Raw genomic sequence first — 12,621 nt, 5'->3', positions numbered from 1 at the left:
TTGCTTGGCACTCTTGCGATAGAGAGTGCCGAAAGTACGCTGCTATTTCTTATTGCCAGCCTTCATCTCTGCTTCTAAACGCTGCTCTTCCAACAGACGTTCTTGCTTTCGCTTCACTTTTATCTCTTTTCTACGACGCTTGAAAAACGCTTGTAATTGCTCACGGCACTCTTCCTCTAACAAACCATGTTCAACGTCGGCATAGTGGTATGAGGCTTGGCTTTCAAACAAATTCAACACTGTACCTGCAGCGCCTGCTTTTAAGTCTGGAGCACCAAACACAATGCGCTTTACTCGGCTGTGTAGCAAGGCACCTGCGCACATTGGGCAAGGCTCTAGCGTAACGTATAAAGTGGTATCGAGTAGCCGATAGTTTTCTAAGGCTTGACCGGCTTTACGCAAGGTTTCAATTTCTGCGTGTGCCGTAGCATCGTGGCTGCCAATCGAACGGTTCCATCCTTCAGAGATAATCTGCCCATCTTTCACTAATACCGCACCCACTGGAACCTCTCCCTCGCTCTCTGCTTGCTTAGCTACCTCAATGGCGCGTCGCATGAAGATTTCATCTTGAGGGGTGAATTGATGGTCTGACAAAGGGAACTCCAGAAACAAAGGATAAAAACGAAAATAGGTATGCGGTGAAGCATACCTAATCTTAGAGATAATGAACAATAAAGAGGTAATAGACAACAACAGACAATGAACCATTGCCGCTTGCTGGTTGGTCGAACTGTTAGCTATTAGCGTCTTCTATGTCATCGGCTATTGGCGTCGCTTTGATACTCACAATGCGATTGTTCTCAACAGAGATAATTTCAAACTGCCACTGCTGGTATTGAACAACTTCGCCTGCATCCGGTAAGCGCCCTATTAACCATGTCACAAGGCCATTCAGCGTTTGGAAGCTCTCGCTTTCGCCCTCAAAATCCGATAGCTCTAAACGGTTTTTCAGTTCACTGATAGGAATCAATCCATCCACCAACAAACCGTCTTCCACTTGCTCGGTCCAAAGATCGTTCGGATTATTCGATAGCTCGCCAGCAATCGCCTCAAGAATATCGTAATGAGTCACAAGACCTTGAACATCGCCATACTCGTCGACAATGAATGCCATCTCGGTGCCCGACTCTTTAAAGTAGCCAAGTAGACGCAGAGCTTTCATCGATTCTGGAACATAGATCGGCGAGCGAGACAGCCCCATGATCACTTGAATGCTTAGATTGCCCGCCTGATTCAGCAAGGCTTTGGCTGACAATGTACCCACCACTTTATTGAGGTGATCTTGGCACAATGGAAACACACTGTGTTTTGATGAACGCAGTTTCTTTAATATCTGCTCAACGGGTTGGTCGACATCCAGAAAGTCGATGTCTCGACGCGGAGTCATCAATGAGCTCACAAGACGATCATCAAGCTGCAAGATATTACGAATCATCTCTTGTTCGCCGCGTTCAATCACACCCGATTCTGAGCCCTCTTTCACAAGTGCATGGATATCATCTTCGGTAACGCTATCTTCTTCACCGCCTCGGCCCATCAACTTAAGAATACCTTCCGTTGAAGCCGACAACGCAAACACAAACGGCGTCGCGATTTTAGATAACCAGAAGATTGGCAGCGCGACTAACACAGCAATGTTTTCAGCTTGAGACTGAGCAAAACGCTTTGGTCGAAATAAGTAATACCCACCACCACAACCGCAGTAGACAAGATATTTGCTTGTGTTGGGTCTAATCCCCACAGTTCAAGTTGAACGGCCAGTGGAGCCGATAGCGTCGCCTCACCCACAATCCCGCTGAGTAGGCCGATTACCGTGATACCGATTTGGATTGTAGAGAGGAAGCGGGTTGGGTTTTCTTTGAGATCAAGAGCAACCTGAGCGGAGCGGTGTTTTCGGCTAAGCGTTTCAGCCGACTATTTTTTGCTGCTACCAATGCAATCTCAGACATGGCAAACAGACCATTTAAAACAATTAACCCTACTAAAAGCAGAATTTTCATGTGGCTTGGATTTCCTAAATTTACCGGCCAACAATTAGCCGTAATCCGGAGTATAAGCTGAGTGCCTTTATTTTGAATATAAAAAGTTTTGGATATAGAAAGTTTTGGATATAAAAACCTTGGATATAAAAAACGGAAAAAATAGCGAAAAAAAGCCCGCACATTTCGGTGCGGGCTTAGCAATGAATAAAGCTTAGTTTTGCTTAGTTCAATCTTACATTGTGTAAGTGTAAGGTGCTTGGATACCTAGTGGGATACCAAGAGCCCAGTAAGCTAGCAAGAAGATAGACCAACCGATTAACATCGCAATCGAGAATGGCATCATTAGAGAAGCTAGAGTACCGATACCTGTCGACTTAACGTAGCGCTGACAGTAAACAACAACCAGTGGGAAGAACACCATTAGTGGAGAGATGATGTTAGACACTGAGTCACCTACACGGTAAGCCGCTTGAGATAGCTCAGGAGAGATACCCACAACCATTAGCATTGGAACTAGGATAGGACCAATCAGTGCCCACTTAGCTGAAGCAGAACCAACAAGAAGGTTAACTGCAGCCGTTAGTAGAATCATACCAACAACCGTTGCTTCACCTGGAAGGTCCATCGCTTTCAAGCCTTCAGCACCGTAAAGTGCCAGCATAGTACCGATGTTTGATTGAGCGAATGCAGATAGGAACTGAGCACAGAAGAACGACATTACAATGTATGCGCCCATCGTTGCCATCGTCTCAGACATTGCTTTGATAACATCATTACTATTCTTGAATGTACCCGCTACACGGCCGTAGACGATACCCGGAATAATAAACAGGATGAAGATCAGAGGAACGATAGACTTCATTACTGGTGCTGAGAACGCCGTTAATTCGCCTTCAGGTGAACGAAGTGCTGAGTTTTCAGGCATTAGAGCCGCGATAAGCAGACCAATACCGGCAACCATTGCCCAACCAGCGAATTTGAATGCTTTAGATTCAATGGCTGTGAACGTACCTAGATCAGGTGCTTGTTCTGCATCTTCATCTACAGGCGTATTAGCAAGACGAGGCTCGATAATTTTCTCTGTAACGTACCAACCAATTGCCACAATTAGAATTGAAGACAAACCAGTAAAGAAGATGTTCGCTAGAGGGTTGATCACATATGCAGGGTCAAGAACGTTTGCCGCTGTTTGAGTGAAACCAGCTAGTAGCGGATCAATACCTGAAGGGATAAAGTTCGCTGAGAAACCACCTGATACACCAGCAAACGCTGCTGCAATACCCGCTAGAGGGTGACGACCCGCAGCGTGGAAGATGATACCGCCAAGAGGGATTACTAGAACGTAACCTGCATCAGCTGCTGTGTGAGACACGATAGCAACCAAGATTAGCATCGGCGTTAGTAGCTTAGCTGGCGTGAAGTTAAGCATCTTCTTAAGGCCAGTCGTAATGAAGCCTGAAGAGTCTGCAACGCCAACACCTAGCATAGCAACAAGTACGATGCCTAGAGGTGCGAAGCCTGTGAACGTGGTAACCATATTCGCTAGGAAGCTAGCAAGCGCTTCACCAGTTAGTAGGTTGTTTACTTCAAGAGCAGCACCCGTTTGAGGGTTGATTAAGTCGAATGAAAGATTCGATAAAAGTGCAGATGCTACCCATACAATAACTAGAGCCCAGAAGAACAGGATTGCTGGATCTGGAATTTTGTTGCCGGCGCGTTCAATGAAGTTTAGAAAGCGGTCCATACCACTGATCTTCTCAGTCGATGGTGCTTTTTTTACGGCTTGGTTACTCATTGTAACTCCATATGTGATGTTGTTTTGTTTAGGCCTAATATAAGTTTTGACCACGGCCTATTGGTACAGCACATATTCTATTAAAGTCGTTGTTAAAAAGCACAAGATTCCACCTAATTTTCCATAAATGGAGACATGTTTTGCAAAAATACCATACAACAGCAACAATATAAAAACACAAAACATACCATTCCATATACAGAGTTTTAACTGGCACATAAAGAATGTCCGAGGAGTGAAAATTATCAGTAAAAGGGGTAGCATGAGCCTTGGCATGCAGTAAACGTTTGCTTGAGGGTCAATCAAACTCACTGTATTTGGAGAGCATAGTTTCGAGGTAAATACTTTGTGCGTGGTTCATACGATCTTGCCATGCAATTGTGACAGTAATGCTTTTTAATGCGCTAGACAGAGCACCGTTTGCATTAGTCACTTCACAGGTCATGGCATAGGCAGAACCCGACAAACCGGATAAAGCATCTGAACTTGCTATGTTGAGACAATAACTCGCCTGATTTAGTTCCGAAAAAGGAATTAAACCTACCGCCCCACTCGCATTAGACGCCCGAGTTCGATAATACTCCATCTGCCTTTCTGCAAAATGCAGCGCTTCGATACTCTGAATCGCATAGTCGGCTTTCTGCTCAGTGTAGGTCTGCAGCTTGACCATGCCTAACGCGGCCACGCCCACCAGTAGAAAAGAGATAAGTACTTCAAGTAAACTAAAACCACGCTGGTTAGAAATCACTCCATGAGCCCTTTTTCCACTGTATTTCGACAGGTTCATCATGCGGGTTGTATTCTCCTCGATAATCTAGATTCATCGAGCCTTTAATCGTAGAAAGCCCCCCGATTGAATCCAAAAATATGCCTCCTTTAGGGAAGAAGGAAGCGTTAGCTATATAGGTACTATTTTCTTTAACCAATAAAGAGTAATCCATCGTTGCTGGTAACTTATCCCAACTATCAGCAAGAAAGTCCGTGTTGTTTTCAGCACCTGAAGCGTCCTTGAAGACACTCATGTCATTCAAGTGATAAAAAGCACCATCAAGTACACTGGCGTTTCCATTTGCGAAAATCCCATTTTCGACCACTAAAGATCGTGGTGTGATCGTTCCTGCACTATCCACAATATTAATGGCTGGGTGCCAAACTACACAGTCCCCAATGACCCACACCTTAGTTTTACCAGCTGAAAAGGCATCATTGATTCGAGTACTGCACTCCTTGCCCACGTATTTATTTGTGTTTGAATCGAAATCTACATGCACGGTATTCCCGTGAGAATCCGTCTCTAATAGGTTTATTACCTCATATTCATTACTTTTAAGGGCGTTGATATTGTCCGTTGTTTTCTTTACCCCGAAGTAGTTTTCGAAACCATTTAGATTGGTGTCATGAACGTAATCACTCATAAAAGCACCGCTAGGATCACTACCCGATGCGGTAATCGTTGCGCTCTCACTCAAGTCAGTTACCGCATCTTTACAAGCGCTAAAATCTGCAGGTGCATTCTCAGGATTAGAAACGGTGATTAAGCTCCCCCCTGTACCTTTGGTGTGTATAACAGAGTCGAAAAACCGAACTGCCACACACTCATATACACCGTTGTTACTGGTTTCACTGAGTTCAGGGTCGATATCCATGATGTCCTCGGAAATAATTTCGAGAGCCGATATTGCTTGTATGGCCCCCAAACCCGAATCATTAGAAAATCGAATTTCTTTATTAATCGATGTTCTGTTGGCGGTTGAGACAAGGATATTAGCGTTATCGGATGATTTATCTAATGAAGAAAGCTTGTTGCTACAGGAATCCAGGAGATCACCTGGGATCGCGGTACTGCTGTTTTCAATAATAACGCTTAGACCACACTCCAATCCCCCCTCGGCGGTCCAATGTTCTTTGCGAGCTTGAACCTCGTTTTGAGCACGCTTTATTTGGTAAAAAGTGGTTTTAAAGCTACCAAGAGAAACGATCAGCACACCAATCAATAGAATACTGACTAGAAGTAGTGTTACCGCTCCATTTTGCTTTAATCGCATCATTGCCAATTCCTTTGTACCACTGAAGTCACTACTCTCTGACTTTCATCTGCATTCACAAGAGAAGCTTCTAGAGCGATATCGACTCTTTGCGAGGTTGCCAGACTGTTAGATAACTCAGTTACAGAAACCAAAAAAAGTTCTACTTCTATTTGCTTTTCGAAAAACAAACTTTCACATGTCATTGCTCCCAAACCAGATGACGTAATCTGAGTGATATCTAATAAATAAGAAGATTCTTCTTGGCAATAGTTCAGCTTATTACCCTTAAATTGATAGACAATGTTTCGATAGGCCGAAGATGCGCTGTTTTGTCGATAAACAAAACCAACGTAAGATTCACTGGCACTGGATTGAAAGGTATAAATCGTATTGGCAGCGCCCGATAGCTTCACTGATTGTCCAGAGTCTGCATCATAACCGGCTCGCCAGAGCTCCTCTTTCATCATTTGAGTAGTAGCGAATAGGTTCTGAGATAAGAGCAGCTCCAAGCTCTTTTCTGAACTCAAACGTTGGTTGGTAACAAATACCGAGCCGATAGTACCGATAACAATCACACCGATCACAGAGGCCACTAACATTTCGACCAAGGTACTACCTTGAACACTCCTAGCCACAGATCTCATAACCATAATGACCTATGCTATTGCGCCCATCGCTGTTTGGGTCACTGCTGCAAATTCGGATCCGCCCTGTCGTTTTCGATGCGATGATTGAAAGTACATCCGACAGCGCATTCGTGGAGGCGAGTGAAACATTACCGTCTCGAAAACGTCCCCTGACGTTATCGATCGCAATTGAAGTACTATTGGAGAAATTAAAGTCTACTTTTATACCTCTATATGCCGAACCATCAAGATGCATAAGTACATTATCAGAAACGTAAAATGTTGAACTGCTCAACACCATATCCCAATCACCATCAGAACTTTCGGTTCCACCTAAGGCACCTGAAACCAAGAACAAAACATAAAGCTCTTGGTTACGAGTGACCGCTTCTGATCGGGCAGTAATAAGAAAACTATGAACCTCAGGGGCTAAGCGCTGCAGTTTAGAAGAAGCCAACAAAGAACTAAAACTAGGGGCAGCCGCAGCCAGTAGCACTGAAAGCACCACTACAGTAATCAGCAGCTCTAATAGCGTAAACCCGCGAGTCATTTCCCAAATTCCTATGTAATAACTTGAGCAACCGTACTCAACCTTGCGCACATGCTAACACTAAGGAAAAATAGCCAGATAAGTGAAAAGGAAGTCCTCGTGATGATTCGAAAAAATAAATGCAACAGCAACAACACGCGCGTAAAAGGGATGACATTGATCGAGTTATTGATTGTGGTTGCCATCATTGGGATTTTGGGGGCTATCGCCTATCCGAGCTATACCAACCACGTAGTGACTGGACATCGAACTAGCGCACTCGCTGACATAGCTCGAATTCAATTAGAACTAGAAGCAGCCTATGACAGCGGTTATGACTGGAGTGGTATTGTTTCGGGAAGCGATTGTTTGATCTGCGATACCGAAGCGAGTCGTTTTGTTTTCAGTGTCACCAGTTCGGCTTCTGCTGCCTATACGATTACAGCAACACCTCAGTCGGGAGTAGGTCAAGATAAAGACAACTGCTTCGATGGACAAAACCATAAAGTGCTCACTCTCGACAGTGCTAATGTCGAATACCCAGAAGCCTGCTGGATGTAGTGTGATGAGGGTTTCAGGTGAAGAGAAAGAGAAAGAGAAAGAACCAGGTTTGAGATACAAAAAAAACCTGCTACATGAGCAGGTTTTTTAATTTTATCAACAACTTAAAGTATCAACAATCTAATTACTTAGTTAGGTCATCGAAGAAGTTTTTAACGCCGCTAAAGAAACCTTCAGACTTTGGCTTATGCTTGCTTGCCGCTTCACCACCACAGGTTTCTTCGAATTCACGCAGTAATTCTTTCTGGCGAGCGCTTAGCTTAACTGGAGTCTCAACCACTAGCTTAACGATTAGATCACCCACACCGCCACCACGAACGCCTTTCACGCCCTTGCCACGCATACGGAACATACGGCCCGTTTGTGTCTCTTCTGGTACCTTAAGGTTTACACGACCATCCAGTGTTGGAACTTCAACTTCACCGCCTAGAGCAGCCATAGAGAAGCTTACTGGTACTTCGCAGTAAAGGTTGTTGCCGTCACGTTCGAAGATGTTGTGCTCTTTTACGTGTACTTGTACGTACAGATCGCCAGCTGGAGCGCCTTGCTCTCCCGCTTCGCCTTCGCCTGATAGACGAATACGATCGCCAGTATCAACACCAGCAGGGATCTTAACGTTAAGTGTTTTCGTCTTCTGTTTGCGACCTTGACCATGACATGAGTTACATGGGTCTTTGATGATCTTGCCTTTACCGTTACAAGTAGGACAAGTCTGTTGAACCGCAAAGAAACCTTGGCGCATTTGTACTTGGCCGTGGCCATGACAAGTGCCACACGTTTGTGCAGAAGAACCCGCTTTCGCGCCGCTGCCGTCACAAGTATCACACTCTACAAGTGTTGGTACTTCGATTTCTTTAGAAACACCACGAACCGCTTCTTCTAGAGAAAGTTCCATGTTGTAACGTAGATCTGAACCACGTTGTGCACGCTGTTGACCGCCACCACGACGACCGCCGCCGAAGATGTCGCCAAATACGTCACCGAAGATATCGCCGAAGTCACCTTGGCCACCGCCGCCGAAACCACCGCCGCCGCCCATGCCACCTTGTTCAAAGGCTGCATGACCGTATTGGTCGTAAGCTGCTTTCTTTTGAGAATCGGTTAGGATCTCGTACGCTACTTTTACTTCTTTAAACTTATCTGCTGCGGTCTCATCACCCTGGTTACGGTCCGGGTGGAATTTCATCGCTAAGCGTTTGTACGCTTTTTTAATATCGCGCTCTGATGCATCGCGGCTTACGCCTAATACTTCGTAAAAATCACGTTTTGACATGTTCTAGGTCACCAAAATAATTGCTACTACCGAATGATCACTTCAGTAGTCTGTGTATCAATCTAGATAAAAGTTCTGCCGGCTGAAATGCCGAATAAAGCTATTATCTAGATCGACAAGTCTAAATACAAATTTACGGGCGTGAGAGTTACCTCTGACGCCCGCAATAATAAGTCTTTGAGACAAATTTCTAAGCAGATAGCTTGAGTCCTAAGTGGAAGCGCGGAGCCTACGTTAGTAGGTGGACACTTCCGATAACGAAATCAGGCTACTCTGCGACGAAATTATTTTTTGTCTTCTTTAACTTCTTCAAACTCAGCGTCTACAACATCGTCGTCTTGCTTAGGTTGTTCACCAGCGTCAGCACCAGCTTGTTCAGCTTGAGCTTTCTGTTGAGCAATTTCCATTAGCTTTTGAGCTGCTTGCATAAGTTCTTGAACTTTAGCGTCGATAGCTTCTTTATCGTTACCAGACTTAACTTCTTCTAGTGCAGTGATAGCCGCTTCGATTTTAGCTTTCTCGTCTGCAGGTAGAGCTTCACCAGCTTCTTCTACTTGCTTCTTAGTGCCGTGAATCATTTGGTCAGCTTGGTTACGTGCAGTTACTAGCTCTTCGAACTTTTTGTCCGCTTCTTTGTTAGCTTCTGCTTCTTGTACCATTGCTTCGATCTCTTCCTCAGACAGGCCGCCTGATGCTTGGATAGTGATCTTCTGCTCTTTACCTGTTGCTTTATCTTTAGCAGATACGTTCAGGATACCATCAGCATCTAGGTCGAATGTTACTTCGATTTGTGGCATGCCACGTGGTGCTGGTTGGATACCTTCTAGGTTGAACTGACCAAGAGACTTGTTGTAAGTCGCTTGCTTACGCTCACCTTGAAGAACGTGGATAGTTACTGCGTTTTGGTTGTCTTCAGCTGTAGAGAACACTTGATCCGCTTTAGTAGGGATAGTTGTGTTTTTCTCGATAAGCTTAGTCATCACGCCGCCCATCGTTTCGATACCGAAAGATAGAGGAGTAACGTCTAGTAGTAGAACGTCTTTAACGTCACCAGCTAGTACACCACCTTGAACAGCAGCACCCATTGCAACAGCTTCGTCAGGGTTCACGTCTTTACGTGGCTCTTTACCGAAGAATTCAGTTACTTTAGCTTGAACCATAGGCATACGAGTTTGACCACCAACTAGGATAACGTCAGTGATTTCGCCTACCGATAGGTCAGCATCCGCTAGAGCAACTTTTAGTGGCTCAAGAGAACGTTGAACTAGGTCTTCAACTAGAGACTCAAGCTTCGCACGAGTCACTTTGATGTTCATGTGCTTAGGGCCAGTCGCATCAGCAGTAACGTAAGGTAGGTTTACGTCAGTTTGAGTAGTAGAAGAAAGCTCGATTTTCGCTTTTTCTGCTGCTTCTTTAACACGCTGCATTGCTAGTGGATCAGCTTTAAGGTCGATACCTTGCTCTTTCTTGAACTCATCTACTAGGTAGTTGATCATGCGGTTATCGAAATCTTCACCACCAAGGTGAGTGTCACCGTTAGTTGAAAGAACTTCGAAAGTCTTCTCGCCTTCTACTTCATCGATTTCGATGATAGAGATATCGAATGTACCACCACCAAGGTCGTATACAGCGATAGTGCGATCACCACCTTGCTTGTCTAGGCCGTAAGCTAGAGCAGCAGCAGTTGGTTCGTTGATGATACGTTTAACATCTAGACCAGCGATACGGCCAGCATCTTTCGTTGCTTGACGTTGAGCATCGTTGAAGTAAGCAGGAACAGTTACTACTGCGCCAGTTACTTCTTCGCCTAGGAAGTCTTCAGCTGTTTTCTTCATTTTCTTAAGAACTTCAGCAGATACTTGAGGAGCAGCCATTTTTTGGCCTTGCGCTTCAACCCATGCATCACCGTTGTCAGCCTTAACAATGTTGAAAGGCATGATTTCGATATCGCGTTGAACTTCTTCATCTTCAAAACGACGACCGATTAGACGCTTGATAGCGAACAGTGTGTTTTGAGGGTTAGTAACAGCTTGACGTTTTGCAGGTTGACCAACTAGCGTTTCGCCTTCTGTGTATGCGATTACTGATGCTGTTGTGCGTTCGCCTTCAGCATTTTCAATTACGCGTGGTTTGTCGCCGTCAAGAACAGCAACACAAGAGTTAGTAGTACCTAAATCAATACCAATGATTTTACCCATCAGGCCATCTCCGAAATATTTTCTATTAAGTTTTTGCTATACCCACATATGTGGGGGTGGTAATCAGGGAATCAACCCTAATACACAAAATTAAAGTGCAAATGTAATTTGCTTTCGTATGCACCATAGATAAGGGCTGCAAACTGGTTTTCAAGGGAATAAGTAAAAAAAATCTATTTTTTCCCGTATCTTTTTACATAAAGGTAAAAAGTGACCGATCCCTTGCCAATTAAGGCTCCAATGTTGAGAAACTCTCGCATTTGTCGCCACATTGAAACCTCAACCCTATTCCAGATGCCATAAAAAAAGACCTTCATGTGGAAGGTCTTTTTCAAATAGATATTAATCAGTTAAATATTGTTCAAATGGTGACTGATTCAGCCATATTATTGGTTGAGCACTAACTGGTAGAAGCTCGCTTGAGTGTAATCACCCGCTTCCATACCACGCCATTCACAGGCTGAGCTCGACTTCTTAGTGTTGCATTGATTGTATGCGCCCGCCTTGAAGTACATCCAGTCCTGTCCATAACCAAGGTCGATATCATGCCCCTGATACTTACCCTTAGCCAAATCAACATCATACGTCTTCACAATAGGATCGGCTGAGTTTGGATTCTTAGTAAAGGTTAAGTGCATGATGTTATCTTTGATATTCACATCGTATGAGAACACTTCACCTAGCTTGATGCCATCAGCAGGGTCCGAGCTGCCTTTTTTCAGATTGTATTGACCAAATACATCATGGCGAATGTCTTTACGAAGTTTCTTTCCGTTTTCATCCTTCGCGTTTTTCATCTCTGTCGGCGGGTTTAACTCATAGTTCCACGTTAACGAACCATGCTCATGTTCTGGCAACTTGCGGTAAACAATTTTCAGAGGTTCATTATCCGACCCATGGATTTGACCAATAACCACAGAGAATGCACCGGTTTTCTTATAATTACCGCTGGTGCTCACCTGATCAACAGAAAGTGTTGCCGTCATCTGGCCACCGATAGAGCCAAACTCTTCCGCGTTCTTATGGCTTGAAATCGCGAAGTTGTTGCTCGGCGCAGAGTAGCTATCCGCTAGCATCGCTCTTAGCTCACTACGCGTGTTTTTACTGTTTGGCGTCGTTGGAGCTGTATTCGGAGCCACAAACACCATCGCACCAGATTCAGCATCCGTGTAGAACCATTTAGGGTGAACGTAAGGCGTGTCTACATTCGACAGTTCCTTTTTACCAATCTCCAGCGTTTTACCTTTTCTAGACCCTTCAGTCGTCAGCTCCGGTAAGTTAATTTTCCATTTAGATAAATCGAAGTTTTGTGCTGGTGCTTTTGCAGGGTCAAGATTGAACTGTTGACCAATATCGTGATTAGAAGCAAGAGCGGGAGCGGCTAAAAGGCTGGCAGTCAGTAGGCTAAGGTAAGACAGCTTCATTATTGGGTTTCCTTTATGTCGTCATAATGTAGGTTGTCAGAACAATAAAATAATATTGTATTATTATATGTGATCTATATTAAAAATTGAAAACTGATGGCCAATTCGGCACGAGTAAAAAGAAAAAATGAGACTTAACACCAATCAAAGATATTTTTAGCCAAGTTATCAGATAGCCCAAAGCACTTATCATCAGAAACAAAAAA

General features: G+C 44.3%; 9 protein-coding genes and 2 pseudogenes. 1 reads left to right on the top strand and 10 read right to left on the bottom strand.

The window, feature by feature from the left end:
- Positions 1–42 precede the first annotated feature (42 nt).
- From tadA to A6D97_RS11205, 7 genes and pseudogenes are all read right to left on the bottom strand, one after another.
- A pseudogene (gene tadA / locus A6D97_RS11235) lies at positions 43–647 on the bottom strand (tRNA adenosine(34) deaminase TadA).
- A gap of 86 nt (positions 648–733) precedes the next feature.
- A pseudogene (locus A6D97_RS11230) lies at positions 734–2,000 on the bottom strand (hemolysin family protein).
- A 214-nt stretch (positions 2,001–2,214) separates the two neighbouring features.
- Positions 2,215–3,777, bottom strand: a complete 1,563-nt coding sequence (locus A6D97_RS11225) for an AbgT family transporter (RefSeq protein ID WP_017059875.1) — start codon at positions 3,775–3,777, stop codon at positions 2,215–2,217.
- A gap of 298 nt (positions 3,778–4,075) precedes the next feature.
- A complete protein-coding gene (locus tag A6D97_RS11220; protein WP_083190229.1) occupies positions 4,076–4,525 on the bottom strand; it encodes a prepilin-type N-terminal cleavage/methylation domain-containing protein in 450 nt (149 codons plus the stop codon).
- On the bottom strand, positions 4,515–5,825 hold the full coding sequence (locus A6D97_RS11215) for a hypothetical protein (protein ID WP_065584389.1): 1,311 nt from the start codon (positions 5,823–5,825) through the stop codon (positions 4,515–4,517). The genes A6D97_RS11220 and A6D97_RS11215 overlap by 11 nt, the downstream gene beginning before the upstream one ends.
- Positions 5,822–6,403: a hypothetical protein gene (locus tag A6D97_RS11210; protein WP_017059872.1), complete on the bottom strand. Its 582-nt coding sequence runs from the start codon at positions 6,401–6,403 to the stop codon at positions 5,822–5,824. Before A6D97_RS11210 ends, A6D97_RS11215 begins: the two co-directional genes overlap by 4 nt.
- A gap of 28 nt (positions 6,404–6,431) precedes the next feature.
- Positions 6,432–6,980 carry a GspH/FimT family pseudopilin gene (locus A6D97_RS11205; RefSeq protein WP_017059871.1) on the bottom strand — a complete coding sequence of 183 codons (549 nt, stop codon included), beginning with the start codon at positions 6,978–6,980 and terminating at the stop codon, positions 6,432–6,434.
- A gap of 102 nt (positions 6,981–7,082) precedes the next feature.
- Between A6D97_RS11205 and A6D97_RS11200 the strand changes: the two genes are divergently transcribed.
- Positions 7,083–7,520: a type IV pilin protein gene (locus A6D97_RS11200; protein WP_017059870.1), complete on the top strand. Its 438-nt coding sequence runs from the start codon at positions 7,083–7,085 to the stop codon at positions 7,518–7,520.
- 124 nt (positions 7,521–7,644) lie between these two features.
- Here A6D97_RS11200 and dnaJ read toward each other — a convergent pair whose 3' ends face one another.
- From dnaJ to A6D97_RS11185, 3 genes are all read right to left on the bottom strand, one after another.
- A complete protein-coding gene (gene dnaJ / locus A6D97_RS11195; protein ID WP_017059869.1) occupies positions 7,645–8,793 on the bottom strand; it encodes a molecular chaperone DnaJ in 1,149 nt (382 codons plus the stop codon).
- Positions 8,794–9,077: 284 nt separating this feature from the next.
- Positions 9,078–10,991 (bottom strand): molecular chaperone DnaK, encoded by a 1,914-nt coding sequence (gene dnaK / locus A6D97_RS11190; protein ID WP_017067645.1) that lies wholly within the window; start codon positions 10,989–10,991, stop codon positions 9,078–9,080.
- 386 nt (positions 10,992–11,377) lie between these two features.
- On the bottom strand, positions 11,378–12,415 hold the full coding sequence (locus tag A6D97_RS11185) for a polysaccharide lyase family 7 protein (protein ID WP_017059866.1): 1,038 nt from the start codon (positions 12,413–12,415) through the stop codon (positions 11,378–11,380).
- Positions 12,416–12,621 lie beyond the last annotated feature (206 nt).

Origin of the sequence: Vibrio sp. ZF57, from assembly GCF_001691235.1 — a bacterium.
GTDB lineage: Bacteria > Pseudomonadota > Gammaproteobacteria > Enterobacterales > Vibrionaceae > Vibrio > Vibrio crassostreae_C.
Note: the sequence above shows the minus strand (reverse complement) of the source record. Positions and strands in the feature narration are given on the sequence as shown.

Bases quoted from the DNA above. Each gene is read 5' to 3' on its own strand.
- dnaJ (WP_017059869.1), bottom strand. From the start codon at position 8,793: ATGTCAAAACGTGATTTTTACGAAGTATTAGGCGTAAGCCGCGATGCA.
- A6D97_RS11215 (WP_065584389.1), bottom strand. From the start codon at position 5,825: ATGATGCGATTAAAGCAAAATGGAGCGGTAACACTACTTCTAGTCAGT.
- A6D97_RS11205 (WP_017059871.1), bottom strand. From the start codon at position 6,980: ATGACTCGCGGGTTTACGCTATTAGAGCTGCTGATTACTGTAGTGGTG.
- dnaK (WP_017067645.1), bottom strand. From the start codon at position 10,991: ATGGGTAAAATCATTGGTATTGATTTAGGTACTACTAACTCTTGTGTT.
- A6D97_RS11210 (WP_017059872.1), bottom strand. From the start codon at position 6,403: ATGTTAGTGGCCTCTGTGATCGGTGTGATTGTTATCGGTACTATCGGC.
- A6D97_RS11200 (WP_017059870.1), top strand. From the start codon at position 7,083: ATGATTCGAAAAAATAAATGCAACAGCAACAACACGCGCGTAAAAGGG.
- A6D97_RS11225 (WP_017059875.1), bottom strand. From the start codon at position 3,777: ATGAGTAACCAAGCCGTAAAAAAAGCACCATCGACTGAGAAGATCAGT.
- A6D97_RS11185 (WP_017059866.1), bottom strand. From the start codon at position 12,415: ATGAAGCTGTCTTACCTTAGCCTACTGACTGCCAGCCTTTTAGCCGCT.